The 25,701-nt window shown below is 34.3% G+C and carries 24 protein-coding genes; 13 read left to right on the top strand and 11 right to left on the bottom strand.

Going from position 1 to position 25,701, the window contains the following annotated elements; translation table 11 throughout:
• The first annotated feature begins 90 nt into the window (after positions 1-90).
• The 3 genes from ES676_RS10130 to ES676_RS10140 all read left to right on the top strand — a co-directional run bounded on the left by ES676_RS10130 (position 91) and on the right by ES676_RS10140 (position 4,677).
• The gene (locus ES676_RS10130) at positions 91-2,160 is read left to right on the top strand and encodes a S9 family peptidase (protein WP_148370210.1); all 2,070 of its coding nucleotides are present in this window, start codon (positions 91-93) and stop codon (positions 2,158-2,160) included.
• 71 nt (positions 2,161-2,231) lie between these two features.
• The gene (locus ES676_RS10135; protein WP_148370211.1) at positions 2,232-3,272 is read left to right on the top strand and encodes a PLP-dependent cysteine synthase family protein; all 1,041 of its coding nucleotides are present in this window, start codon (positions 2,232-2,234) and stop codon (positions 3,270-3,272) included.
• Positions 3,273-3,417: 145 nt separating this feature from the next.
• Positions 3,418-4,677, top strand: coding sequence for an aminotransferase class I/II-fold pyridoxal phosphate-dependent enzyme (locus ES676_RS10140; RefSeq protein ID WP_148370212.1), 1,260 nt, complete (start codon positions 3,418-3,420; stop codon positions 4,675-4,677).
• A 100-nt stretch (positions 4,678-4,777) separates the two neighbouring features.
• Here ES676_RS10140 and ES676_RS10145 read toward each other — a convergent pair whose 3' ends face one another.
• The gene (locus tag ES676_RS10145; protein WP_148370213.1) at positions 4,778-5,896 is read right to left on the bottom strand and encodes a GTP cyclohydrolase; all 1,119 of its coding nucleotides are present in this window, start codon (positions 5,894-5,896) and stop codon (positions 4,778-4,780) included.
• 16 nt (positions 5,897-5,912) lie between these two features.
• Positions 5,913-6,923, bottom strand: coding sequence for a transporter (locus ES676_RS10150; protein ID WP_148370214.1), 1,011 nt, complete (start codon positions 6,921-6,923; stop codon positions 5,913-5,915).
• Positions 6,924-7,046: 123 nt separating this feature from the next.
• Between ES676_RS10150 and ES676_RS10155 the strand changes: the two genes are divergently transcribed.
• The 4 genes from ES676_RS10155 to ES676_RS10170 all read left to right on the top strand — a co-directional run bounded on the left by ES676_RS10155 (position 7,047) and on the right by ES676_RS10170 (position 12,574).
• The gene (locus ES676_RS10155) at positions 7,047-7,319 is read left to right on the top strand and encodes a DUF4834 family protein (RefSeq protein ID WP_148370215.1); all 273 of its coding nucleotides are present in this window, start codon (positions 7,047-7,049) and stop codon (positions 7,317-7,319) included.
• A gap of 113 nt (positions 7,320-7,432) precedes the next feature.
• On the top strand, positions 7,433-9,853 hold the full coding sequence (locus ES676_RS10160) for a YfhO family protein (RefSeq protein ID WP_148370216.1): 2,421 nt from the start codon (positions 7,433-7,435) through the stop codon (positions 9,851-9,853).
• Positions 9,846-11,120, top strand: a complete 1,275-nt coding sequence (locus tag ES676_RS10165) for a glycosyltransferase family 4 protein (protein WP_148370217.1) — start codon at positions 9,846-9,848, stop codon at positions 11,118-11,120. The genes ES676_RS10160 and ES676_RS10165 overlap by 8 nt, the downstream gene beginning before the upstream one ends.
• A complete protein-coding gene (locus ES676_RS10170) occupies positions 11,120-12,574 on the top strand; it encodes an oligosaccharide flippase family protein (RefSeq protein ID WP_148370218.1) in 1,455 nt (484 codons plus the stop codon). The genes ES676_RS10165 and ES676_RS10170 overlap by 1 nt, the downstream gene beginning before the upstream one ends.
• Before the next feature lie 73 nt (positions 12,575-12,647).
• On the opposite strand, the gene ES676_RS10175 is transcribed toward ES676_RS10170, so the two are convergent.
• Positions 12,648-13,706 carry a hypothetical protein gene (locus ES676_RS10175; protein ID WP_148370219.1) on the bottom strand — a complete coding sequence of 353 codons (1,059 nt, stop codon included), beginning with the start codon at positions 13,704-13,706 and terminating at the stop codon, positions 12,648-12,650.
• Between the two features lie 162 nt (positions 13,707-13,868).
• On the opposite strand from ES676_RS10175, the gene ES676_RS10180 reads away from it, so the two are divergent.
• Entirely contained in the window at positions 13,869-14,480 is a 612-nt protein-coding gene (locus ES676_RS10180) for a DEAD/DEAH box helicase (protein WP_148370220.1), read from the top strand.
• Between the two features lie 152 nt (positions 14,481-14,632).
• Here the strand turns inward: ES676_RS10180 and azu are convergent, their stop codons facing one another.
• The 6 genes from azu to ES676_RS10210 form a co-directional block, all read right to left on the bottom strand.
• Positions 14,633-15,070, bottom strand: a complete 438-nt coding sequence (gene azu, locus ES676_RS10185) for an azurin (RefSeq protein WP_317130825.1) — start codon at positions 15,068-15,070, stop codon at positions 14,633-14,635.
• 630 nt (positions 15,071-15,700) lie between these two features.
• On the bottom strand, positions 15,701-16,477 hold the full coding sequence (locus ES676_RS10190; protein ID WP_148370222.1) for a carboxypeptidase-like regulatory domain-containing protein: 777 nt from the start codon (positions 16,475-16,477) through the stop codon (positions 15,701-15,703).
• Between the two features lie 90 nt (positions 16,478-16,567).
• Positions 16,568-18,400: a DEAD/DEAH box helicase gene (locus tag ES676_RS10195; RefSeq protein ID WP_148370223.1), complete on the bottom strand. Its 1,833-nt coding sequence runs from the start codon at positions 18,398-18,400 to the stop codon at positions 16,568-16,570.
• A 210-nt stretch (positions 18,401-18,610) separates the two neighbouring features.
• A complete protein-coding gene (locus ES676_RS10200) occupies positions 18,611-19,039 on the bottom strand; it encodes a DUF4268 domain-containing protein (protein ID WP_148370224.1) in 429 nt (142 codons plus the stop codon).
• A gap of 4 nt (positions 19,040-19,043) precedes the next feature.
• Complete coding sequence (locus ES676_RS10205; protein WP_148370225.1) at positions 19,044-19,718, bottom strand: ZIP family metal transporter; 675 nt, start codon at positions 19,716-19,718, stop codon at positions 19,044-19,046.
• 4 nt (positions 19,719-19,722) lie between these two features.
• Complete coding sequence (locus tag ES676_RS10210; RefSeq protein WP_148370226.1) at positions 19,723-20,454, bottom strand: class I SAM-dependent methyltransferase; 732 nt, start codon at positions 20,452-20,454, stop codon at positions 19,723-19,725.
• Between the two features lie 177 nt (positions 20,455-20,631).
• On the opposite strand from ES676_RS10210, the gene ES676_RS10215 reads away from it, so the two are divergent.
• The 5 genes from ES676_RS10215 (at position 20,632) to ES676_RS10230 (ending at position 24,280) form a co-directional block, all read left to right on the top strand.
• Positions 20,632-21,789 carry a THUMP domain-containing class I SAM-dependent RNA methyltransferase gene (locus ES676_RS10215; protein ID WP_148370227.1) on the top strand — a complete coding sequence of 386 codons (1,158 nt, stop codon included), beginning with the start codon at positions 20,632-20,634 and terminating at the stop codon, positions 21,787-21,789.
• A 230-nt stretch (positions 21,790-22,019) separates the two neighbouring features.
• A complete protein-coding gene (locus ES676_RS14725; RefSeq protein WP_170234448.1) occupies positions 22,020-22,265 on the top strand; it encodes a hypothetical protein in 246 nt (81 codons plus the stop codon).
• Between the two features lie 24 nt (positions 22,266-22,289).
• The gene (locus ES676_RS15180) at positions 22,290-22,934 is read left to right on the top strand and encodes a sulfatase-like hydrolase/transferase (protein ID WP_148370228.1); all 645 of its coding nucleotides are present in this window, start codon (positions 22,290-22,292) and stop codon (positions 22,932-22,934) included.
• On the top strand, positions 22,921-23,433 hold the full coding sequence (locus ES676_RS15185; protein WP_148370229.1) for a sulfatase-like hydrolase/transferase: 513 nt from the start codon (positions 22,921-22,923) through the stop codon (positions 23,431-23,433). Before ES676_RS15180 ends, ES676_RS15185 begins: the two co-directional genes overlap by 14 nt.
• Before the next feature lie 103 nt (positions 23,434-23,536).
• Positions 23,537-24,280, top strand: a complete 744-nt coding sequence (locus ES676_RS10230) for a PI-PLC domain-containing protein (protein ID WP_148370230.1) — start codon at positions 23,537-23,539, stop codon at positions 24,278-24,280.
• Positions 24,281-24,427: 147 nt separating this feature from the next.
• Here the strand turns inward: ES676_RS10230 and ES676_RS10235 are convergent, their stop codons facing one another.
• Positions 24,428-25,159, bottom strand: a complete 732-nt coding sequence (locus ES676_RS10235; protein ID WP_148370231.1) for a DUF6048 family protein — start codon at positions 25,157-25,159, stop codon at positions 24,428-24,430.
• Entirely contained in the window at positions 25,125-25,664 is a 540-nt protein-coding gene (locus ES676_RS10240; protein ID WP_148370232.1) for a DUF6452 family protein, read from the bottom strand. Before ES676_RS10240 ends, ES676_RS10235 begins: the two co-directional genes overlap by 35 nt.
• Between the last annotated feature and the right edge of the window lie 37 nt (positions 25,665-25,701).

The raw sequence follows: 25,701 nt of genomic DNA on the forward strand, positions 1-25,701 counted from the left end.
TTGTATTAAAATAGAAACTAGAGATATATCAAAAATGAGCAGCAATTCTTGTTTAGAAGTTTTATTTTTGCATCCATTGAATTAAAAATTATGAGCACTAATATAGCACCATTGCAACCACCAATAGCGAATAAAATTCCTAAGATTTTAGAAAGACATAACGATGTTAGAATTGATAACTATTTTTGGTTAAACGATCGTGAAGACCAGTCGGTTATAGATTATCTAGAAGCCGAAAACACATACACCAAAGGAGTTTTAAAGCATACTGAGAAATTTCAAGCTGATTTGTTCGAGGAAATGAAAGGGCGCATAAAAGAAGACGATACCTCGGTACCTTATAAGTATAATGGATACTGGTACATTACGCGTTACGAAAAAGGAAAAGATTACCCTGTTTACTTACGTAAAAAGGACAGGTTAGATGCCGACGATGAAATCCTTTTCGACTGTAACGAAATGGCCAAAGGCTTTGCTTACTTTAAATTAGGAGGGATTTCTATAAGTCCAGATAATACAATGGCAAGTTTTTGTATTGATACGGTAAGTAGAAGGCAATATACTTTACAGATTAAAAATTTAGTAACCCGTGAAGTGTTCTCTGATAAAATTGAAAACACCACCGGAAGCGCGACATGGGCAAATGATAATAAGACTTTGTTTTACAGTAAGAAAGATGAAGTGACTTTGCGATCGGATACTATTTACAAGCATAAATTATATACTGATGCTTCAAACGACACTCTCGTTTTTACAGAAGAAGACGATACGTTTAACACCTACGTTTATAAGTCGAAATCTAAAAAATATTTAATTATTGGTTCGTCTAGCACGCTAACTTCAGAATATAGAATTTTAAATGCCGATACCCCAGACGAGACCTTTACAGTGTTTCAAGAAAGAGAACGCGAATTAGAATATTCTATCGCACATTATAAGGATAGTTTTTATGTGCTAACTAATAAGGACAACGCGACCAATTTCAAATTACAAAAAACGTTAGAAACTAATACTTCAAAAGAGCATTGGGTAGATGTTTTACCGCATCGTAAAGACGTTTTATTAGAAGATCTTGAGATTTTTAAAGATTATCTTGTGGTAAATGAACGTGAAAATGGATTAAACCAAATCCGTATTATAAGTTGGAATGGAGAAGAGGACTATTATTTACCTTTTGAAAATGAAACCTACACCGCAAGCATTGGAAATAATCCCGATTTTGATAATACCTTTTTAAGATATAGTTATAATTCGCTTACAGATCCTAACTCTGTTATCGATTATAATTTTTTAACGCGTCAGAAAATTGTTCAAAAAGAGCAAGAAGTTCTAGGCGATACTTTCGATAAAAATAATTACGAATCTAAGCGTGTTTGGGCAACGGCGAGAGACGGTGTGAAAATACCAATGTCTATTGTGTATAAAAAAGGAATCGTTTTAGACGGTAGCAACCCACTGTTGCAATATGCCTATGGTTCGTATGGTGCGACGATAGATCCTTATTTTTCTACCATTCGTTTAAGTTTATTAGATCGCGGATTTATATATGTGATTACTCATATTAGAGGGGGCGAATATTTAGGTAGAAATTGGTACGAAGACGGTAAATTGCTGACTAAGAAAAACACTTTTACCGATTTTATAGATTGTTCTGAGTTTTTAATTGATGAAAAATATACGTCTCCCCAACATTTATACGCAATGGGTGGAAGTGCTGGCGGATTGTTAATGGGAGCGATCGTTAATATTAAACCAGAATTATACAATGGCGTTATCGCTGCGGTGCCTTTCGTAGATGTAGTTACCACGATGTTAGATGAAGAAATCCCCTTAACAACCGGAGAATATGACGAATGGGGGAACCCAAATGAAGAGGCATATTACGAGTATATAAAATCGTATTCACCGTACGATAATGTGGAAGCTATAGCGTACCCAAATATGTTAGTGACTACAGGTTTACACGATTCTCAGGTACAATATTGGGAACCAGCAAAATGGGTAGCGAAATTAAGAGAGTTAAAAACGGATACTAATAAATTATTATTTTCTATTGATATGGATGCCGGTCACGGTGGTGCATCAGGGCGTTTTGAAAGTTTAAAAGAGGTCGCTTTAGAATATGCCTTTTTATTAGATCTTGAAGGAATTAAGCATTAAAAAAAAAATGCTTAATTTAGCGGGGTTTAAGTTGCATTTATCTAACTGAAAGTAACCTGTAAAAAATATTTATGGACGATAATAAAAATGTTTATGATAGTGTGTTGGACCTAGTAGGGAACACACCTTTAATTAAACTAAAAAAAATAACTTCTAATTGTAAAGGTAGCTTTTTAGCGAAAGTGGAGGCGTTTAATCCAGGACACTCGTCTAAGGATAGAATTGCTTTATATATTATCGAGCAAGCAGAAAAAGAGGGTGTTTTAAAACCTGGAGATACAATTATAGAGACAACATCTGGAAATACAGGATTTAGTATTGCTATGATGAGTGCTATAAAAGGATACGACTGTATTTTGGCAGTGAGTTCTAAGTCTTCTCCAGACAAAATAGATATGCTTAAAGCAATGGGAGCTAAGGTTTATATTTGTCCCGCAAATGTAGCTGCCGACGACCCAAGATCGTATTACAAAGTGGCACAACGCTTACACGAAGAAAATAAAGGGTCTGTCTATATTAACCAATATTTTAATTCTTTAAATGGTGAAGCTCATTACCAAAGTACCGGGCCAGAAATCTGGGGACAAACAAATGGTAAAATAACGCATCTAATAGCGTGTAGCGGAACAGGAGGAACGATCTCTGGAACGGCTAAGTATTTAAAGGAGCAAAATCCTAACGTAAAAGTTATTGGAGTCGATGCTTACGGTTCTGTATTAAAAAAATACCACGAAACACGCGAATTTGACGAAAAAGAAATTTACCCTTACCGTATTGAAGGTTTAGGTAAAAATTTAATTCCTACAGCTACAGACTTCGATCTTATCGATGAGTTTGTAAAAGTAACAGATGAAGCGAGTGCGCATACTGCACGAGAAATAGCTACCACAGAAGGGTTATTTGTAGGCTACACCTCTGGAGCGGCGATGCAAGCAGTAAAACAACTTAACGAGGCCGGCGAATTTAAAGATAGCGATGTTGTTGTTGTTATTTTTCCAGATCACGGGTCGCGCTATATGAGTAAAGTATACAGCGATAAATGGATGAACGAACAAGGGTTTTTCGATAGTCAAAACGAAGAAGCTGCGCAAACAATACAATACGTTAAATAACTGAAACATAATACAAAATGAAAAGCTGACTATATAAAGAAAATTAGTCGGGTTATTGTGTTGTTAATAATAGAATGTAAAAAGATTATGCAAAAAAGGTAGAAATGCCTAATTTCGCATCACCTAAACTAAGATAATACATTAAATGAAAGATTTATTCGCAAAAATATACAAAGACAAAGGGCCATTAGGGAAATGGGCTGCACAAGCTGAAGGATATTTTGTTTTTCCAAAATTAGAAGGACAGATTTCTAACAGAATGAAATTTCAAGGAAAGGATGTAATAACGTGGAGTATTAACGATTACTTGGGTTTAGCAAATCATCCTGAAGTAAGGAAGGTGGATGCTGAAGCAGCGGCAGATTATGGTTCGGCTTACCCAATGGGAGCTAGAATGATGTCGGGGCATACAGATCTTCATGAGAAATTACAGAATGAATTATCCCAATTTGTAAATAAAGAAGCGGCTTATTTATTAAACTTTGGTTATCAAGGAATGGTGTCTACTATAGATGCACTTGTTGCTAAAGATGATATTATTGTTTACGATGTAGATGCGCATGCGTGTATTATAGATGGTGTGCGTTTGCATATGGGTAAACGTTTTACTTATAAACATAATGATATTGAAAGTTTAGAAAAAAACTTAGAACGTGCTACCAAAATGGCAGAACAAACAGGCGGCGGTATCTTAGTGATTACCGAAGGTGTTTTTGGAATGCGTGGAGAGCAAGGACGTTTAAAAGAAATAGTAGCATTAAAAAAGAGATTTAATTTCAGACTTTTTGTTGATGATGCTCACGGATTTGGAACGTTAGGTAAAACTGGAGCCGGAGCAGGAGAAGAGCAAGGTGTTCAAGATGAAATTGATGTATACTTTGCAACGTTTGCTAAGTCAATGGCTAGTACAGGTGCATTTATTGCTGCCGATCAAGAAATAATTGATTATTTAAAATACAATTTACGTTCTCAAATGTTCGCTAAATCGCTGCAAATGCAACTTGTAGTGGGTGCTTTGAAGCGTTTAGATATGCTAAGAACAATGCCCGAATTAAAACAAAATCTATGGACAATTGTAGATGCATTACAATCGGGTTTAAAAGAAAGAGGGTTCGATATAGGTACAACCAAAAGTTGTGTAACACCAGTATACTTAGAGGGTAGTATTCCGGAAGCAATGGCGCTAGTAAGAGATTTAAGAGAAAACCATGGCGTTTTCTGCTCGATCGTCGTCTACCCCGTAATTCCAAAAGGAATGATTTTATTAAGAATGATACCAACAGCAACGCATACTCTTATAGATGTTGAAGAGACTTTAGATGCTTTCGAAGCGATTAGAGAGCGCTTAGTAAATGGTACTTATAGACGTATGTCTGCCGATCTAATTAAAGCGATGGGAGAATAGACACTATATAAAGTAAAAAAAATCCGATTCATTTTTGAATCGGATTTTTTTTGTTTTTATTTCAAGTAAATCTATCCGTTTTAAATCCCACTGTAGCGTCTTATAATTCTTTTCTAAACGTTTTACGTCTTATAATTACTTTGGCATCAAAGTGTTTCCATATCTTATATATAGCGTCATTATCATCAAGTTCTGGCGTTCTATAGCACGTCTCAATACCTTTTTCGGTAAATGTATTATAGTACTCATTAAAAATAACGGCGTGTACTCCTTTATTTTGATACTCTGGTTTTACCCCTATTAAATAGAATAACACTTCCTTACTTTCTTTTTTAGCTTTCAATAATTTTAAAAAACCAAAAGGGAATAATTTTCCGTTTATCTGTTGAAGTGTTTTTGCAAATCGAGGTAAAACAATAGCAAATGCTACCATTTCATCATTTTCATCAACAACAAATTTAATATATTCGGGGTTTACAAAACTGATAAATTTTTTCTTAAAGAATTCTTTTTGAATATCTGTAATCTCTACAAAAGACGATAGTTGCGAATAAGAGGAATTAAATAAATCGAACATTTTATCGACATATGGCATAACCTCTTCAGTCGTAGTGAGTTTTAAAGCACGCAGTTTATAACGCTTTTTAATAAGTTCTTGTGCTTTATAGAAGTAATCGGGATGTACGTTTTTAAAAGGAAATTTATTCTCGGAGTACGATTTTTCGACCTTAAAACCTAAAGCTTCATAATGGTTAACATAATAAGAATGATTGTACCATGTAATCATACTAGCAACTTGATCAAAACCTTCTGTAACAACACCTACTTTGTCTAAATTAGAAAAACCTACAGGGCCTTCCATGTATTCCAAATCGTGATGATTTCCCAAGGCTTTCACTTCATTAATTAACGCTTTAGAAACCTCCAAGTCGTCTATAAAATCGAACCAACCAAAGCGCATTTTTTTCTGGTTTTGGTTATTTATTTCAAGCCAGTTTGTAATTGCCGCAATACGACCGACTACTTTATCATTTTTATAAGCTAAAAAGAAAGTGGCATCAGCATCCTTAAAAATAGGATTTTTGTTTTTATCAAATGTTTCAAGTTCTTGAGATATAATAGGAGGAACCCAATATTTTGAATCTTTATAAATAGAAAAAGGAAATTTCACAAATGCTTTTAAGCCTTGTTTTGAGTCGATTTTTTTTACTGTAATCATATAAGTTTAGTAGCGATTAGTTATCATCGAAATCGATAACCTGAGTTTCTTTTTCTCTCTTTTCAGAAGAGCGATTAGCTTTTTTATTGTCTTTTTGTCTTTTCTTATTGGCTTTACGTTCTGCTTCATCTTCTGCAGACGTTCCATTATCCAGTTTATCCTTATGAAAATCGAATCGGTAGGAGGCTCCAAAGTTAACACCAAAAACGGAAGGTGTGTCTTTCGTATTGAAAGTTACCGCGGTATCTAACTGAAAATTTCTTCCCCACAAATAAGCACCTCCAAAACGGAATAGGTTATCGGCATAAAAATCACTCTGGATTCCTTGAGTTTCACCAAATAAAACCCATTGATCTGTAATCGATTTTGTTACGGTGGCAATATATTGGAAATCGGAATAGTCTGTTCCAATTCTGTCCTTAGAGAAGTTTAAAACTAATACCCAACCACTGGAAAAATTATTTTGAGTCGACACCATTATTTTAGGGCTAATGCCTTCTACGCCAGGTGCAGTATATGGGTTGTCTTTAGAATCGAAATTAGCACCTGCATAAACGGCAACTGCTGGAATTAAAGAATTCCATTTAAATTTTCTGTTGGCGTGATAGCTAAAAATATTCGGTTTTTCTTCTTTCGCATTTTTATACGGGTCGTAAACCAGGTATTTAGCCCCGATTACCAAGTTCTTGAAATTAGATCGCTTTGTGTCTAGTGCAATAACGGAGCGACTGTCTTTAAACGTATCATTTTGGTAGGTTCCTTCAATATTAAGTTCTAGTTGAGGTAATAAAAAACCGTATCTCGCAGCAAAATCGATACCAAAACCAGACACTTCATATTTTAATGGTGTGTGCGATTCCTTAATCATATATGGGCCAATTTCTAACTGAGCGACGTTAGTACCGACAGAAAATGCCGATCGAGATACGCCAGGCCGGTTAGAATTAATAACTTCTGTATATTGAGCATTTAAAGTATAGCTTGCAATAGAGAGAAGTGCAAGCGCATAAAACTTCTTTATTGACATAGGTATTGGGTTTTGCTCCAAATATAGAGATTTTATATTTTTTTTAAGGAATTAATTCTGAAATTACTCTCATAGTATTGTATTTTTGTGTTTAATAAAATTACACCAACAAGTATCTATAATATGGGAATTTTAAAAACTATACTTTTTATTCTTTTATTTTATTACGGTTATAAAATAGTATCTCGATTATTTGCACCGATGATAATGCGCTATTTTTCTAAAAAAGTGCAAGAAAAATTCGGTGCTCAGTTTAAGGATTTTGCTAATCAGCAGAAGCAACAAAAACAGCAAACTAAAGAAAAAGAAGGTGAAATCACAATAGACAAAATGCCGCAAAATTCAACGTCTAATAAAAATGTTGGCGAATATGTTGATTATGAGGAAGTAGATTAACGCTTAGGCTTTATCTTCAGTTGTTTTTACCTTTTAAAACTATTTTCAATTTCAAATTTGAATAATCTCGAAAAATATGAGTATTTTTCAAGCTCATAGTTTTAACACATTTTATGCACGTTTCTTTTAAAAAAATCCTGCCACATTTATTAGTGTTTGTAGGGTTTATTATTTTATCATTAGCCTATTTTAGTCCCGTATTGCAAGGTAAACAAATATTACAGAGTGATATTGTGCATTATGAGGGGATGGCTAAGCAACACAAAGCATTTAAAGCCGAAACCGGACAAGAAACGTATTGGACCAATAGTGGTTTTGCTGGAATGCCAACTTACCAACTGGGAGCTAAATATCCGCACAACTACATTAAACAATTAGATTTGGCACTTCGGTTTTTACCGCGACCTGCCGATTATCTTTTTCTCTATTTTATAGGGTTTTATATTCTGTTACTCAGTTTAAAAGTCAATTATAAACTGGCAGCTTTAGGCGCTTTGGCCTTTGGTTTTTCTACCTATTTAATTATTATTATAGGCGTCGGGCATAACTCTAAAGCGCACGCCATTGCGTATTTTCCGCTGGTTTTAAGTGGGATTATTCTTACGTTTAGACGAAAATATATTGTTGGTTTTATAATTACAGCACTTGCGTTAGGCTTAGAATTAGTGACAAATCATTATCAAATGACCTATTATTTGATGCTGTTGGTTGTTGTTTTAGGAGTCGCTTATTTAGTAGATGCGTATCGCAAAAAAGTGTTACCGCATTATTTTAAATCGGTAGGGATTTTAACGGTGGCGCTTGTTGTTGCTATTGGTTTGAATGCTACAGGGCTTTTAGCGACGCAAGAATATGTAAAAGAAAGCACACGTGGTCCTAGTGCGTTAACTATTAACGCGGACGGCTCTAAAAAAGAAGCAGCGTCTTCAGGATTAACTACTGAATATATTACCGAATATAGCTATGGTAAATTAGAAACATTCAACTTATTTATTCCTCGCTTTATGGGAGGAGGAATGGGGGAGGATATCGGTAAAGATTCAAATCTTTATGACGCATACTTAGGGTTAGGAGCGAGTCCGTTACAAGCTAAAGAAGCGGTGAAACACGCACCAATGTATTGGGGAGATCAACCTATTGTTGAAGCGCCAGCATATGTTGGAGCTGTTATTGTTTTCTTGTTTGTATTCGCTTTATTTCTAGTAAAAGGCCGTTTAAAATGGTGGCTAGTAGGTGGTACAGTATTATCTCTGTTATTATCTTACGGAAATAATTTTGGTGTATTAACCGATTTATTTATCGATTATATGCCTTTATATAACAAGTTTAGAGCCGTAAGTTCTGTTCAAGTTATTTTAGAATTATGTGTTCCAATTTTAGGAATTTTCGGTTTGGTGAAGCTGTTTAACGCTTTTAATAGTGATGAAGAAAAACTGAAAGCTTTAAAATATTCTGTAGGAATTACTGCGGGATTAGCCGTGGTGTTTTTAGTTTTTAAATCAGTATTTTTTGATTTTATAGGCTTGAGAGATCAAATGTTTCGTGAAAATTATGGTTTAGATTTTGCTAGTGCTTTAGTGGAAGATAGAAAAACACTCTTCACAAACGATACTCTAAGAACCTTAATATTAGTATTGTTTTCAGCGGGAACGATTTTCTTCTTCTTAAAGAAAAAATTAAACGAAACTAAAGTTATTATTGTTTTTGCAGTCTTAATTGTATTTGATTTAGTGGGCGTAGATAGGCGCTATGTTAATAACGATAATTTTGTGTCTGCAAATAAAGTAGAACAGCCATATCAGCCTAATACCTCCGATTTACAAATACTTAAAGACACATCTCACTATAGAGTGTTCGATTTGGCGTCTGGCGGGGCTAGAGCATCGTTTTTCCATAATTCCTTAACTGGTTATCACGCTGCAAAATTAAAGCGTTACAACGAGGTGTTTGACTTTTATATTTCTCAGAATAATATTAACGTACTAAATATGCTTAATGCAAAGTATATTATTGTACCAGACGAACAGCAAGGTACCGCTGTCTTTACTAATGAAGATGCCAATGGGAATGCTTGGTTTGTTAGCCAGGTAAAATCTGTTGCATCTCCAGACGAAGAAATACTAGCGTTAAATAAATTAGATAATAAAGCAATAGCAATTACAACTAATGAAGCTATAGAAAGTGCTTTTACTGTAGATTCTTTAGCGTCTATAACTGTTTTAGACTATAGGCCAAACTATATTAAATACGACTCTAAGAACCTAAATGAAGGGTTTGCGGTGTTTTCAGAAATGTATTATAAAGAAGGTTGGAACGCTTATGTAGATGGCGAATTAAAACCTATTCATAAAGTAAATTATACGCTACGCGGACTGCAAACACCAAAAGGAAGAAGTGTTATAGAATTTAAATTTGAACCGCAAGTGGTAGAAACCGGAAGTAGTATTGCGTTAGCATCGTCTGTTCTTTTAGCGATATTAATACTGGGTGGTTTGTTTTATGAGTTTAAAAACAGAAAGAAATTAAGTGAATAAAAAGGTACTTATAATCACCTATTATTGGCCACCTGCAGGAGGGCCTGGTGTTCAGCGTTGGTTGAAATTCGTAAAATACCTACCCGAATTTCAAATTGAACCTATCGTTTATTGCCCATCTAACCCCAATTATCCCATTGTAGATGAAAGTTTATTACCTGAAGTATCAGATGAAGTAACAGTGCTTAAGCAGCCTATAAAAGAGCCTTATAAGTTCGCAGGATTTCTGTCTAATAAATCAAAAACCATAAGTAAAGGTATTATTCCTGAGAATAAAAAATTAGGGATTATAGAGAAGCTAATGCTTTATGTTCGCGGCAATTTTTTTATTCCCGATGCCAGAAAAGGGTGGATAAAGCCTTCTGTGGCGTATCTGTCTACTTATATTTCAGATTATAAGATAGACACTATTATAACTAGCGGACCGCCACATAGCCTACACTTAATTGGTTTGCAGCTTAAAGAAAATCTTGGCGTACAGTGGATTGCCGATTTTCGCGATCCGTGGACGTCGATCGGGTATCATAAAAAATTAAGACTCACTCAAGCTTCTCAGAAAAAACATAAAAATTTAGAAAAGCAGGTGCTTACTACTGCCGATAAAATAATTGTGACGAGTAATAACACAAAAAAAGAATTTCAGCAACTAACCAAACAACCAATAACCGTCATAACTAATGGTTATGATGTCGAGAAACCCCAAGCTATCGTTAGGGACTCTAAGTTTAGCTTGGCGCATATTGGATCTTTTTTATCAGAAAGAAATCCAGAAATATTATGGAAAGTACTTCACGATTTACGAAATGAGGATAAAGACTTTAAATCGGATTTTCAGTTGAAACTGGTTGGCGCTGTAAGTGATTCTGTAGTACAATCTATTAGTAAGTATAGTTTAAATGATTGTTTAAATAATGTGGGTTATGTTTCTCATAATGAAGCCATAGTGCATCAAAAACAAACACAGTTATTGTTATTAGTTGAAATTGATTCCGACGAAACAAAAGCGATTATTCCGGGTAAGTTATTTGAGTATATGGTTTCCGAGCGACCGATAATTGCTATTGGCCCCATTGATAGCGACGTGGAGGATATTTTAAAAGAAACCAATACTGGGAGCTATTTTAATTACGGCGATTACGAGGCTTTAAAATCTACAATTAAAACACATTACAAGGCCTTTAAAAGGGGTGACTTAAAAACCCAGGCGATTGGTTTACAAAAATACAGTCGAAGAAATGTAACCAAATCTTTAGCTGAACTTTTATAATGGGAATAGTCGTTAATCAATCTATTAAAAACACGGTAATTACCTATGTAGGATTTGGAATAGGCGCCATTAACGTATTGTTTTTATTTACCAAATTTATAGATCCTGTCTATTTTGGTGTGATAACTTTTATTTTATCTACCGCCAATATAATGATGCCACTAATGGCGTTTGGCGTACATAATACCATTGTAAAATTCTATTCCTCTTTTAAAACACGGCAATCCCAAAACGGGTTTTTAACCTTAATGCTGTTGTTACCTTTTATTGTTATTATTCCGGCCATTGGTATCAGTTTTATTGCTTTCGATATTATAAGCGATTGGATTTCTAAAGAAAATCCTATTGTGGGCGATTATACGTGGTATATTATTATCACAGCGATTGCTTTTGCTTATTTCGAGGTGTTTTACGCGTGGAGCAAAGTACAGTTGCAAAGTGTGATTGGTAATTTTATGAAAGAAGTGTTTCATAGGGGGTGCACTACTGTTTTATTGCTTTTGTTGTATTTTGGTTACTTAGATACTCAGGAATTAATTCAGGCGATTGTAGCGGTATATGTGGTGAGAATGATAATAATGAAATTGTATGCTTATAGTTTACGATTTCCGTCTATAAAGCACATTCAACTTAAGGGGATATCTCGAATATTAAAATACACGTCTTTAATTATTATTGCGGGTTCGGTCGCTAATATCATTTTAGAGATTGATAAGTTTATGATTGGTAAATATGTCGCTATAGAAAATGTGGCTTTTTATGGCGTAGCCATTTATATTGCAGCAGTTATTGGAGTGCCCTTGCGCTCAATGCACCAAATAACGTATCCGCTAACGGCAAAATTGCTAAATGATGGTAATAAGGTCGAACTTAAAAGACTCTACCAAAAAAGTGCGTTAAGTCTGCTTATAATTAGTGGATTTATTTTTCTAATCATTATTTCAAATATCAATCAGTTATATGTTTTAATGGCAGACGGCTATACAAACGGGCTCCTTATCGTTCTTGTTATTGGGTTAGCGAAATTATCTGATAATGCGTTAGGTAATAATAATGCGATTCTGTTTAATAGTGATTATTACCGAGTCGTGTTGTTTTTGGGCGTTTTATTAGCAATTTCAACTGTGCTGTTAAATACTCTTTTTATTCCGAAGTTTGGTATTAATGGAGCGGCTTATGCGAGTTGTATTACCATATTTTTATATAATACAATCAAGGTTATTTTTGTGTATTTAAAATTTAATATGCAACCATTTACAAAAAACACCTACAAGACTTTAGCTTTAATTACTGTTTGCGGCTTCTGTTTTTACTTTTGGGAATTCCCATTTCATCCTGTAATTAATATCGCCTTAAAATCATTGTTATTAAGTGTGTTTTATGGTTTTGTTGTCTACCGATTTAATTTATCTATAGACATTACAAATTTGATTAATAAGCTATTGAAACGTTAGAAATAGTTTTAAATAAAAACACCTATTGAAACCTTAAGAGGAGCAATAGGTGAAGTTTATATTACAAAAGAGCTTATATTCTTCCTGATTTACTTTTAGAACGGTTAGAAGATGAAGAACGTTCCCTTGATTTAGGGTTTCTCGGTTGCGCTTTTTTACGGGCCGAAGGACTTCTCATTTCTCCTTTAGAACGCGAACTTCTCTCTTGAGTTCGCGCCGATTTTGTTTCGGCTCTTTTAGGTGTCGATACACGATCGTTTCTCTTCGTGCGATTAGGTGTGTTTGCCTTTGTATTTCTCGTGTTGTTTTTATCAGACCGAGCTTCAGTGGTGCGTCTTGGTGTTGTGCTTCTTGTTGCATTACTTTTATTTTGCGAACGCGAAGATGTTGCACGCGAAGTTTTTCGGTTTCTAGAGCTATTATTAGCAATACGTTGTCTACCATCGGTACGAGACGCGTAATTTCTATTTCTTTTAATAGAAAGGCCTCTTCTGTTGGCAACCGCCGTGCGTCTTCTACTATTGTTAACGTAAGGCGAATTGTAATGGTAACGCACCGCTTTATAGTGTTTTCGGTACGGTTTGTTATACACTACGCAATACTGGCGTGTAGGAATTCTATAATACGAATGCCAAGGTCTACGCACATAATGTCTGTTGTGCACATTTATGTAGCCTCTAAAATGAGAAAACGTATTGTGGCCATTATAATACACGTGTAAACCACCTAGACGCGAGACGAAACCGTGATGATTGTAAGTAACGAAAACGTTGCCAATTTGATTTATTCTTCCGTAGTAATCGTAAAAAATCGGAACATTTTCAATTTGAACAATCGCACCATAGTCATCATATTGCACATAAGCACCGTAATCGTAACCCGAATTGAAACTAATATGAACATTTGGCGAACCCATTGAAACATTTATATTGGCGCCGTAACTAGGAAGGTGGAAATCAAACTGGCCATCTGGGAACACTGAAAACTCAATACCTTGCTCTACAAAGATGAAAGACTTATCGTACCCATAAAATCGCGAATAATTTGAGGACTCTAAATGAGGCTCACTTTCTGCTCTAACAGCAACACTTATTAATAGTAAAGCTGAAAATAAATAGATCATTTTTTTCATAACAATAGGTTTTAGATTGAATAGTGACTAAAATACAAGCACCGTGCCAAAAAATAAATCGCAGTTGCTAACGCGCTAATTGTTATCGAAACAAAACGGCACTGTATTTTGCCGCGTCATTAATATCGAGTAATTTAGTGGCTTAAAAAATAGAAGAAAAATATGTCTTTTAAAAAGCTAAATCCAGAAATTAAAGAAGCTTTAATTACCAATGAAATTGAAACGCCAACGTCTTTTCAGAAACGACTTTTACCGAAAATAAAATCTGGAATAGATATTTATGGCATAGGGAAAAAGGGAGCGGGTAAAACGACTGCTATGATTATTGGGACGATGCAAATATTGGGAAGTAGATCTTTTGAAGATGCGCCTAGAGCTTTAATACTCGTTAAGGACAAACAGGCAGCAATAGACCTAAAAGATGCTTTTTTAGAGTTTACAAGACGTACAGATTTACGAATTTACACCGCCTATGAAGAGCACGATATAGACACCGAAAAAGAAGATATTTATATTGGTCAGGATATTGTAATTGTAACGCCAAAGCGTTTAAATAAATTATTTTTTCTAAATGCAATTAATGTAACGCAATTGAAGTTGTTTGTTATTGAAGATGCCGAATTTGTGATAAAAGCTAAATATTATAACGATGTTATTCGAGTGCCTGAAAGTATTGAAAAATGTCAATTTTTAATTCTTGCTGAAGAATTATATCCAAAATTAAAGCGTTTAGACGATTTATTTATGGCTAATGCAATTACTATAAAGGCATAAATAATAATAGAAGAGGAGGTAATAGCCTACTTATTAACCCAGATATCTTCCTTTTATAACTAACAAAAAAGCGCTTAAATAAAATTAATTTTATTTAAGCGCTTTTTTTCTTCGGTACTCAGATTGCACTCCTCGTAACCTTGTATTTATAATTATTCAACGATAAACGTACCCTGCATTAAAGCATAGTGTGCTGGGAAAGTACACATAAAGGTGTAGGTTCCTGGAGCTGGAGCTTCAAATTCAATGGTATCACTTTCGCCACCACCAAGCATTTTAGTATGCGTAATAATCATATCTGTCATATCCGCTGGAATATAGTCGTTGTCTGCGGCCATAGCACCTGCTTGTCCTACAGTAGCCATGTCAGCATCTTGTGTTAATAAAACCCAGTTATGACCCATTACCATCTTTTTCATTTTACCCACGTGTTTTAACGTCAATTTTACTGTTTGTCCAGCTTTAACACGAATCTCGCTTTTATTATATTTCATCTGGTCATTACCTTCAATGGTTACGACAGCTACATTTGAATCCATAATAATTTCTTCAGGCGCAACTTTCTCTTCCATTGGGGTGTCCATTTTCATCTCTGTTTTTTCATTTTTCTTGTTGTCACCACAACTAAATGCAGCCGCAGCCAAGAATACTAAAAGTAATTTTTTCATTTTATATTGAATTTAGATTAATAATAAGTTCTGTAAAATTAACTGCTATTTTTATGATTTCAAAATATAAATCTATTCATTTTTAAAAATTAGGAAAGTTGTGTATGTATACCTTGATTTAGTAATTACAGTAGTGTCTATAATCCTAGATACCGTTTAATTTACAACTATTAACGTGCCTAATAGCATAAATGTCTTCAAAAAAAGGAAATATTTAAAAAGGTATTGCTGCATTCTATTAATATACATCGAATAAAATTTATCTTAAAAAAAACAAGATACGACCAAAGTGGCTCTGGCTTCTTTCTTTAAAATGCGGCATTTATTATCATAACCTTTAATCTTGTATAGATTGCGAACCTCTTATTTAGATGGCGCCTTACCGGCGCTAATTGTAATTAAAACAGATACGACGCTGAAGACTCGAAAAATAACAGTACTCGTGATATAACACAATCTGCTTTTACCTTCTTACGGCTGCTTTTAACTTAGAAGATTTGTATCTAAAGTAACGTATTCTAAATTGTAAGCCTTGAAATGAGTGGGGTTATTTTAATATCTTCTTTTGCCGTTGCGGTTAAGCACTTTAAACTCTTCATAACATTCGCTAATGGCGTCTAAAATTTGAAGATCGTTGGCTGTATTTATAAAATCTTTAGAATAATTACATTGGGTTATAATTTCGTCTAAGTCAATTTTGTTCACTTGTAGTAAAACCATCAGCATTTCACGATCAAAACGAGAGGCGAGTAGCGCTCTTATTTCGTCGTCTTTCTTCATCTGCCTTAGCTTTTTAAGCTCTTGTCCTTTGCTACTGAAGGTGTTATATAAAAAATCCAAAGGATTAAAAATAGAACCTAAAACTCTATCAATAGCACTTCTAGATTTGTTTCCTGCCTCATATCCTGTAGATAGCCCCGAAATACTGTAACGGTAATTGGTGTTTAATTCTACTTGTTTTATATCGACTTCTAAATATCCCGTAAGCTTTAATTCGTTTACCACCACTTCTTCTAAAGCGAGAGCAAGTTCTGTTAAGGTGATTTTTGAACTCCCAAATTTAATCCAGTCGTTCGTTACTTTTACTTTAATAGATTTGTAACCAATATAAGATAAGTGAAGGGTGTCGTTGGTTTTCGCTCTAAGTTTAAACTCCCCTTTGGTATTAGTGGTAGTACCAATAACTTGATTAATATTTACGATATTCACGTCTTCTAAAGTTTGGTTAGTCGTTGCGTCGACTATAACACCTAGAACTTCTGTGACTTTCTCTTGAGAGAAACTAACGAGAGAAGAAAAAAGAAGAATACAAGCAAATAAGAATTTCATATATGTTATTGGTATAAGCTATAAAAGTACTAAACATATAATTGTTTAGTACTTTTAAAGTTATTTTTTGCTTAAAATTAACAAAAACGTTTAACGTCTAGAACGTCTTGGTCTAGAATCTCCAGAGGTTTCAGTTCTTGAGTCGCTACGTCTTGGTTTCGATGACGATGTATCACTTTTTTTACGTCTATCACTTCTATTAGGAGAACTTCCAGAATTTCCAAATGAACGTGGTTTTCCACCGTCTTTTTTATCATCGCGACGTCTTCCGCCACCTGTAAATTTACCACCACGACCTCTTCCGCCGCGGCTTGGTTTATCTTCGGTGATTTCTACGTTTACAAAACGCCCGTTATATTTAAAATCTGTAAAGAACGCTAACACTTTGTCTTGCAATTCTTTTTCAGTATTAAAGAAAGAGAATGTTTCTTTAGTATCTACTTTAAAGACATCATCGCGTCCAAGATCTAATTGTTCTTTTAAGAAATCTTTTAATTTCATCCAGTCAAAACCGTCTTTTTCACCAACGTTAATAAAGAAACGAGCTGCATCTGTGCTGTAAGCGCGAGATTCTCCTTCAGAGTCTCTACTAGATCCGGCTTTTACGTTTAAGTCTTTTGTTTTGTTGTAGTAATTGAAGAAACGAGAGAATTCTACAGAGAAAAATTTCTGAATTAATTCGTCTTTCGTTGTTTCTTCGAACATCGTGTTAATGCTCTCTAAATACTTAGCTATTTCTGGGTTAACTTCTGTAGTATGTATTTTGTTTGCTAACGACATTAATTGTACTTCGCAAATATCTATACCACTAGGAATTTCTTTAAGTTCGAATTTCTTATTAATGATACGTTCGATACTTTTTATTTTTCGAACTTCACTTTTAGAAACAATAACCATAGAAATACCAGTTTTACCAGCACGACCTGTACGACCAGAACGGTGGGTGTACGTTTCGATTTCATCTGGTAATTGGTAGTTAATTACGTGTGTAATATCGTCTACATCAATACCACGAGCAGCAACATCTGTTGCCACAAGCATTTGTATTTGTTGCGTTCTAAACTGCTTCATTACAATATCACGTTGATTCTGACTTAAATCTCCGTGTAATGCACCAGCACTGTATCCATCTTCAATTAATTGCTCGGCAACTTTTTGAGTGTCTCTTTTTGTACGACAAAATATTACTGAAAAGATATCAGGATTTGCATCAGCTAAGCGTTTTAAAGCTTGGTAACGGTCGCGAGAATTTACTAAAAAGTACTCGTGAGAAACGGTGCTTGTGCTTTCGTTTTTATGGCCCACAGTAATTTCCTGTGGTTCTTTCATAAATTTCTTAGCAATTTTAGAAACCTCTTTTGGCATTGTTGCCGAGAATAACCACGTATTTTTTTCTTCTGGAGTATGCGATAAAATATCTGCAATGTCTTCTTTAAAGCCCATATTTAACATCTCGTCGGCCTCATCTAAAACTGCAAATTGAATTTTAGAAATATCTACCAGACGTCTGTTAATCATATCTTTCATTCGGCCCGGAGTCGCCACAATAATTTGTGCGCCACGTTTCACCTCTCTTGCTTGGTCTGTAATGCTAGCGCCACCATATATGGCAGCCACATTTAAACCTTTACAATATTTACCATATTGTTTCATTTCGTTTGCAATTTGCAAACACAGCTCACGAGTGGGCGATAAAATTAATCCTTGCGTTGTACGAGAAGAAGAATCTATTTTTTGAAGCATAGGGAAACCAAATGCAGCTGTTTTTCCTGTACCCGTTTGTGCTAATGCAACTAAATCGGTGTCAGACTCTAATAAAATTGGAATTGATTTGTCTTGGACTTCACTAGGTTTTTCAAAACCTAAATCTGTAATAGCTTTTAAAAGGTCTTCGTTAAGACCTAAATCTTGGAATGTGTTCATTCTTTATTATAAGTATTCAATGGCGTAATGTGGGTGTTACATGTAGAAGCGCATCGAATATACTTAAAACCTTACTTCTAGTAACACATCCTCACTCTGAGGAATATAAAATCCGCATCTCGGATTTTTTCAAGGTGCAAATGTAGTGTTTTATTTTAAAGTATACTTTTTTTTATTGTTTTTTATTAAAAAGACCTGATAATTAACAAGTTACATTTTTAAATAGTCCTCATATTCGGCAAAGAAGGCTTCAAAAGCACCCATGTTTTCGTTAAAGAAAAGCATTACGTGTTGCCAAGAGTTCTTATTATGTATCGATACCTTTTGGTCTAGTGTCACAGAAATTCTAGAAATCTCTTTCCCATTGTCTAAATAATAGTCTTCGTCGTAAATCGCTTCCGGTAGATATTCTGAAGTTAAAATGGCTTTTACTGCCGTTAGTTTCTCCCAATAGGTAATACGGTTTTCTAAATCGTCTTCCAAGTCTAAAAAGACGGCAGCGGTTTTATTATCAAAATGAAATTTAAAGCTAAAGCCTTTAATTTTTGTATCGTATAACACCCATTTTCGCGGAAAAGACTTGCCGTAGCTAATCCAAAATTCTTCACGCATTTTTCTAGACTCCTCTTTACTAAACATACTTTTATATTAAATAAGCTAAAACAATAGCAACAATAATGGTTAATAATTTGGTGACATTAAACTTGTGGTTTTCATTACTTTCAAATAAAATGGTAGTTGAAATATGTAAAAAGATACCAATAACCACCGCCGATATTTCTGTAAAATAATGTTGAATGAAATTAAAATTAGCGGCTAGAAACACGCCCAAAGGCGTCATTAAAGCAAACAGAATAAGAAACGCTACAGCCTTAGGGGTTTTCATTTTAGACGCTCTAAAGAACGTTGCTAAAATAATGGCAACAGGCAATTTATGGATAATAATACCGTAAATTAAATTATGGTGCCCGTTTACAGGAATACCTTCTAAAACACTGTGAATGCTTAAACTTATAAAAAGTAGCCAAGGGAAATTTACCGCTTCTTTATCTAAATGAATATGGCCGTGCTCGGCACCTTTAGAGAAAAATTCTAAAATAATTTGCAACAATATCCCAGACATTATATAAACACCCACCGAATGGGAGTCTTCATGGTATACCTCTGGTAAGAAATGAAATACGGTAATCGATAATAAAAAAGCACCACTAAAAGCGAGTAAAAGCTTTAAGTTTTTACTCTGTTTAGGCTTTAAAATAAGTACAATTAAAAAGCCTAAAACAACAGATAATATGGGTAAAACGATATTAATAAGCATTAGTTTATTTGAAAATTAAAATTAAACGTTCCGACGTTTTTTTATGAAATTTATTAAGCTGGTAATCACCAAATACGTCTAGTAAATATACGCCAGCTTGTTCAAAAAGAGTTTCAAAATCAGCTAAAGTAAACGCACGAACGCGCTCTTGAAACTTATAATCCTCACCTTCAGCGGTAAACGAAATATCTTTAATAATAAATCCGTTTTCAACGCGGCGTTGCTGTAAAAAGTCAATACCATTAACCGTTTTAATATCTTCAGGCACCAAATTATCAATGACGAATTCAGTATTCATAAAATCGATTACTCCAAAACCGCTAGCATTTAAATCCGCTTGAATCGCCTTAATAGTGTTTAAATTATCGATTTCTTGATCAAAATAACCAAAACTAGTAAATAAATTAAAAACGCCATCAAACCGCTTGTTATAAGGTTTACACATATCGTGCACCTTAAAATGTAAGGTGTCATTCTCGAATTGTTTGGCGTAATCAATACTGTTTTCAGACAAATCTACGCCCGTAACATTATAACCAATACTGTTTAAATACACTGCATGTCGACCTTTTCCGCAGGCTAAATCTAAAATCTCTCCATGTTCCGGAATATTTAAATAATTGGTAAGATTGTACATAAAAGCCTCAGCTTCTTTATAATCTCTGCCCTTATATAAAGTATGGTAAAACGGCGAATCGAACCAAGACGCGTACCAATTTTGTGTGTTTTTAGTCATATAATTGTTTTGGGGTTTGCGTGTCGCTTAGGCGAAAACGCACCAGGCTTTCGCAAGTCGCTTCCCGATAGTTATCGGGAGAGCTCCAACAATTGCTCAATCCTTAACCCTATTTTTAATAAAACATTAAGTTTGGCACAAAAATAGAGTATTTTTGCAATCTATTACACGAATTCAATGGAAGAAAATTTTAAAATGGTTGCCAAAACCTTATTTGGTTTTGAAGATATATTAGCAAACGAATTAATTCAACTTGGTGCGCAAGAAGTTAAAACTGGAGTGCGAAACGTAAGTTTTGTTGGTGACAAAGGGTTTATGTACAAAGCCAATTTAGCGCTGCGTACGGCTACAAAAATCTTAAAACCTATAAATAGTTTTAAAATTAAAACCGAACAAGACTTATACAACCAAATTTATAAAATGGATTGGAGTAAGTATTTAAAACCATCAGGCACTTTAGCTGTAGATGCGACGGTAAATTCTACCGTTTTTACGCACTCTTTATATATCTCTCAAAAAACAAAAGATGCGATTGTCGATAAATTTAGAGATGAAACCGGAGAGCGCCCAAATGTAGATTTAAAATTTCCCGATTTAAAAATCAATATTCATATTGATCGCGAAGTTTGTAATGTATCGCTAGATTCGTCTGGAGAATCCTTACACAAACGTGGTTATAAAACGGCAACTAACATTGCACCCATAAACGAAGTGCTAGCCGCTGGACTAATTATCTTGTCCGGCTGGGATGGCCAATCCGATTTTATGGACCCTATGTGTGGTAGTGGAACGATGTTGGCAGAAGCCGCTATGATTGCGTGTAACATTCCTCCAAATTTAATGCGTAAAGAATTTGCTTTCGAACGCTGGCAAGACTGGAATGTTGAGTTATTTGAAAAAATTGAAGCCTCTCTACTTAATAAAACAAGAGATTTTCATCATAAAATATTTGGTTTCGATAAGTCGCCAAGTGCTGTAACTAAAGCCAAAGAGAATATTAAGAATGCACATTTAGAAGAGTTTATTTCCATTAAACACGAAGATTTCTTCAAAACGCAAAAAGGTGGCGAAGAAAAATTACATATGGTGTTTAATCCTCCATACGGAGAGCGTTTAGATATTGATATGGAAAGTTTTTATAAAAACATAGGGGATACCCTAAAACAAAATTACGCCAATACAGATGCTTGGTTTATTACTTCTAATTTAGAGGCTTTAAAACACGTAGGGTTAAGACCTTCTCGTAAAATTCACTTAATGAATGCGCGTTTAGATTCGCGTTTAGTAAAATACGAAATTTACGCAGGAAGTAAAAAAGGAAAGTATATGAAATAGATTTATGCTTTCTATGTATAACGCCCTAAAATTAAATTGTAAACCCTTGTGTCGTCAAGCTCTTTTGCTGGCGTACCCGTTGGTTATGCTTATGGTTTTAGGTGCTTTTTAATACCTTTTATAGAAGATTACCTTAAAGAGGTTGGGGCGTTATTTTTATTCACAGCAATAAGCATTGGTTTTTCTACCTTAGTAAAAGAGAAATATTAAAAAAAGGAGCATTGGCTTTAATGCTTTTACTTTTGACTTTTTTCTCTGGTATAAAACTGATTTTCTATGCCGCTTTTGAGGTGAAAATTACTGCGTCGTCTTTGTTTGTGTTATTTGAAACTAATAAAAATGAAGCTTTAGAATTTTTATCGAGTTATATAAACGGTACTCTTATTTTTATTTTGCTTTTTGTACCTGTTTTAGTTTTTTGTATTATTCTCTTTTTAAAAAACAAAACGGTTGCGTTATTTAAAATAGAGTACTAGTCAATCCTATTTAAAGGACTTGTTGTGTTCTCAATATTGGCAAGTGTCTATTTCTTAAAGCGTTCGTTTAAAGAGCATAGTTTGATTTTTACCATTTCGAAATCCTTAGAAGAATACAACCAGGCTAAAATAAATGTGCTCACAGATTTGGCACAACCGCTAAATTCGAATATTACGATACTTCAACAGGATTTGGTACCTAAAATAGGTGTTGTCATTATTGGAGAAGCTACATCGCGTTGGCATATGCAATTGTATGGGTATAATCGAAAAATAAACCCCTTACTTTCAGAAATTAAAGAGGAGTTATTCGTTTTTGAAGATGCGATATCTCCGCACGTAATGACCATTCGTTCATTCGAAAAAGACTTGGCGTTACATAGTTTTGAAACACCACAACACAACGCCAATTTTTCGGTGGTACAATTAGCAAATTCTGCAGGTTTTAATACACATTGGATTTCTAACCAAGAACCCGTAGGGTTTACCGAAAGCATACCAACTATTATCGGAAGCGCCGCAAAACAAACTAGTTTTTTGGCCACTAATAGCTATAATTATTCCATCTACGACGAAGATGTTCTACCAGAATTAGCGAAAGCTCTGAAAAGGAATGGAGAGAGACAGTTGGTTTTTCTGCATTTAATAGGAACCCATCGGCTTATATAAAAAGCGATACCCAGAAGCGTTTAACTACTTCTCTGGGGTTAATGAGCGCACTAAGTTTAAAACAGAATACTCTAAGTTAAAAGTAAATGAATACGATAATGCTGTGCGTTACAACGATTTTGTAGTGCGTAGAATTATTGAAATGGTAAAAGGTGAAAATAAATCGAGCTTTGTTGTTTATTTTTCAGATCACGGGGACGAAGTCTTCGATACTATAGATTTTGTGGGGCATCACGGTAGCAAAGCAACGCGGCCAATGCACGATGTGCCGTTTATTGCGTGGTTTTCGGAAAGGTATAAAAAAGAGAATCCGGCATTGATTGCAGCAGCTTTCAAAAATGTAAAACAACCCTATGCATTAGAAGATTTCACCCATAGCTTTTCAGATTTGATAAAAGTAAAGTTTAAAGGAGTAGATAGTACAAAAAGTATATTTAACAAGGAATTTAAGGTTAAAACTCGCCAGTTACGACAGGGGCGATTTTACGATGATTTGTAAACATAATCGAATACTATAATTACCTTAATTTTTAATAATAAAGAGCGGCGAATTATAAAGGATAAAAATTAATTTAAAGAGCCTAGTAAAAATTTACAGAATTATGAGAAAATACGGGAAATTAGTTGTGTTTACTATTTTTATTCTGTTCGTTTCTGCCTATTTATATAGGTTTACTCCAAGAAGAATCGAGTTCTTAGGCCACTATGACAGAGTATTTGCGCATAGAGTTAACAGTTTAGAAAAGCAAAAAGAAGCTCTAAGATATTTCAATGGGATAGAATTTGATTTAGGCTATACCAGCGAAACAGATGTTTTAGATATCAGTCATTCGCCAATAGAGTCCATTGGGTTAACTTTTGAAACTTACTTTAATCAAATAGAGACCAACGAATTTCCTTTTCTATGGTTAGATATAAAAAAATTAGATAGTACCAATTCTGAAGCTATTTTTTTTAAGTTGAACACTCTATTTGAGGCTAGAAATTATCCTAAAAATAAAATATTAATAGAAACACGGTCACCTAACGGCTTACCAAAATTCTCATTTGCTGGTTATAACACGAGCTATTATCTAAAACCAAAATTACATAAGCGATCTCCAGAAGAATTGGAAAGGGAAATTAAAGATATTCAATCTGTATTAATTGAACAGCCAAAAATTGGAATCTCGGCAAGTTATGAGGACTATAAGATAATGAGAACTAATTTTCCTGAAAAAACGAAGTATCTTTGGGTATTGACAAGTGCGTACAGACCACAATTTAGAAAGTTACATACCATTTTAAACGACACCACAGTTGCCGTAGTTCTTTCAAATTTCAAATCTTTTAAAGGCAGTCTTTAAAAAAAATCCACACCTAACACTTAGACTTTTTAAGTCTTTGGAATTAGCGAAATAAATATTTTTTTTTATTTTGAACTGTTTATTAAGGGGTAGATTATGGGATAGGGAAAAAAAAGTAATGCTGAAAATTTATAACCTTAGTAAACGTTACTTATTCTTCTTAAAAATAGGAATTAAATAGGAAACCGTATATCCGTAACCGACGCCAATATTGCTACCATCATACGTTTTTCCGAAGCCGGGAATATAATTATTTCCAAAATTGGCTGGTTCATCTTCAGAAATAGAAAATTTTAATTGTGCTTGAATACCTAAAAAAAGATTGGACAGTACTTCCGCTTTAAACCCCATTATTAATTCAGCCCAAATAGAAGATAATCCACTAAATTTCTCTGTGTCAGTAGAGGTGAATTGAGGGGTCCAAAACTGGTCTGTGCTGTACACCGTATAGCTGTTTCGTTGTTGAGAAAATGTACTTGCACCAATCCTAAAGCCACTGTAGATCATATTTTCCATTCCCACCCAATTGTTATACATATTATAATCAAAACCAGCTTTAAAATAACTTCCGTTAGCCGTAGAGCTTAAAAAATCATTACGCGTCGTTTTTTCTTCAGTACCCAATTCTCCAGCAATATACCAGTTTTTTGTAAGTCGGTAGTCACCATTAATTTCGAAACCTTTATACTCATCATCTAAAAATGAACGGACTAACTTACTAATATCGGCACCTAATCTTAAACCATATTTTTGTTTAATAACAAGCGTGTCAGTCGGTTTTTTCGTAGCGTCATTTGGCTCTTGTGCATTTGCAGTAACACAAAATAGCAATAAAAATAAAGTACTAGTGAAAGATGTTAAAGTGCGGGTTATCTTCATTTTCTATGGTTTGATTGTCGTTAACAGGTTGTATGACTTGTACCCAGTTGTCGCCATCATCTTCAACCGTTATGGTTATGTTTTTAAAAATAGATTTATAGCCACAAGCACGAGAAACATACACGTTTTCAGTGGCATATTCAATGGTAATAATATCTGGATTCCCAGTGATAAAATCATCCGATGTATCGTCTGGGGTATCATTATCGGAAATGGCATAGTCCTTATAAAATCTAAATTTAGTAACGGTATCGTTTGTTTTAAGAGGAAGAATAACTTGGTCTATTGTTTTTATATTATAATCGTCTAATACACGCATATCTTCTACCGTTTCTGCCCTAAACTTAGTTACATTTTTAGGATTTTCTAAAGTTATCGTTGATAAGTCTAAAAAATCGATAATTAAACGCGGAGTGGTTGGGGTTTCTCCAGAACAAATATCGTCGCGTTCACAACTTAATGTAATCGTGAGAGCAAGTAGAAGTAAGGCTATTATTTTTTTCAAAAGGGTCGTATTTATCTTCTGTTATTTAATTGTACTG

It is taken from the genome of Bizionia saleffrena, assembly GCF_008086175.1.
Taxonomy (GTDB): domain Bacteria; phylum Bacteroidota; class Bacteroidia; order Flavobacteriales; family Flavobacteriaceae; genus Bizionia; species Bizionia saleffrena.

What these genes read in the sequence shown, in the direction of transcription:
- ES676_RS10130 (WP_148370210.1), top strand. Translation starts at nt 91, where the DNA reads ATGAGCACTAATATAGCACCATTGCAACCACCAATAGCGAATAAAATT.
- ES676_RS10135 (WP_148370211.1), top strand. Translation starts at nt 2,232, where the DNA reads ATGGACGATAATAAAAATGTTTATGATAGTGTGTTGGACCTAGTAGGG.
- ES676_RS10140 (WP_148370212.1), top strand. Translation starts at nt 3,418, where the DNA reads ATGAAAGATTTATTCGCAAAAATATACAAAGACAAAGGGCCATTAGGG.
- ES676_RS10145 (WP_148370213.1), bottom strand. Translation starts at nt 5,896, where the DNA reads ATGATTACAGTAAAAAAAATCGACTCAAAACAAGGCTTAAAAGCATTT.
- ES676_RS10150 (WP_148370214.1), bottom strand. Translation starts at nt 6,923, where the DNA reads ATGTCAATAAAGAAGTTTTATGCGCTTGCACTTCTCTCTATTGCAAGC.
- ES676_RS10155 (WP_148370215.1), top strand. Translation starts at nt 7,047, where the DNA reads ATGGGAATTTTAAAAACTATACTTTTTATTCTTTTATTTTATTACGGT.
- ES676_RS10160 (WP_148370216.1), top strand. Translation starts at nt 7,433, where the DNA reads ATGCACGTTTCTTTTAAAAAAATCCTGCCACATTTATTAGTGTTTGTA.
- ES676_RS10170 (WP_148370218.1), top strand. Translation starts at nt 11,120, where the DNA reads ATGGGAATAGTCGTTAATCAATCTATTAAAAACACGGTAATTACCTAT.
- ES676_RS10175 (WP_148370219.1), bottom strand. Translation starts at nt 13,706, where the DNA reads ATGAAAAAAATGATCTATTTATTTTCAGCTTTACTATTAATAAGTGTT.
- ES676_RS10180 (WP_148370220.1), top strand. Translation starts at nt 13,869, where the DNA reads ATGTCTTTTAAAAAGCTAAATCCAGAAATTAAAGAAGCTTTAATTACC.
- azu (WP_317130825.1), bottom strand. Translation starts at nt 15,070, where the DNA reads ATGAAAATGGACACCCCAATGGAAGAGAAAGTTGCGCCTGAAGAAATT.
- ES676_RS10190 (WP_148370222.1), bottom strand. Translation starts at nt 16,477, where the DNA reads ATGAAATTCTTATTTGCTTGTATTCTTCTTTTTTCTTCTCTCGTTAGT.
- ES676_RS10195 (WP_148370223.1), bottom strand. Translation starts at nt 18,400, where the DNA reads ATGAACACATTCCAAGATTTAGGTCTTAACGAAGACCTTTTAAAAGCT.
- ES676_RS10200 (WP_148370224.1), bottom strand. Translation starts at nt 19,039, where the DNA reads ATGTTTAGTAAAGAGGAGTCTAGAAAAATGCGTGAAGAATTTTGGATT.
- ES676_RS10205 (WP_148370225.1), bottom strand. Translation starts at nt 19,718, where the DNA reads ATGCTTATTAATATCGTTTTACCCATATTATCTGTTGTTTTAGGCTTT.
- ES676_RS10210 (WP_148370226.1), bottom strand. Translation starts at nt 20,454, where the DNA reads ATGACTAAAAACACACAAAATTGGTACGCGTCTTGGTTCGATTCGCCG.
- ES676_RS10215 (WP_148370227.1), top strand. Translation starts at nt 20,632, where the DNA reads ATGGAAGAAAATTTTAAAATGGTTGCCAAAACCTTATTTGGTTTTGAA.
- ES676_RS14725 (WP_170234448.1), top strand. Translation starts at nt 22,020, where the DNA reads ATGCTTTTACTTTTGACTTTTTTCTCTGGTATAAAACTGATTTTCTAT.
- ES676_RS10230 (WP_148370230.1), top strand. Translation starts at nt 23,537, where the DNA reads ATGAGAAAATACGGGAAATTAGTTGTGTTTACTATTTTTATTCTGTTC.
- ES676_RS10235 (WP_148370231.1), bottom strand. Translation starts at nt 25,159, where the DNA reads ATGAAGATAACCCGCACTTTAACATCTTTCACTAGTACTTTATTTTTA.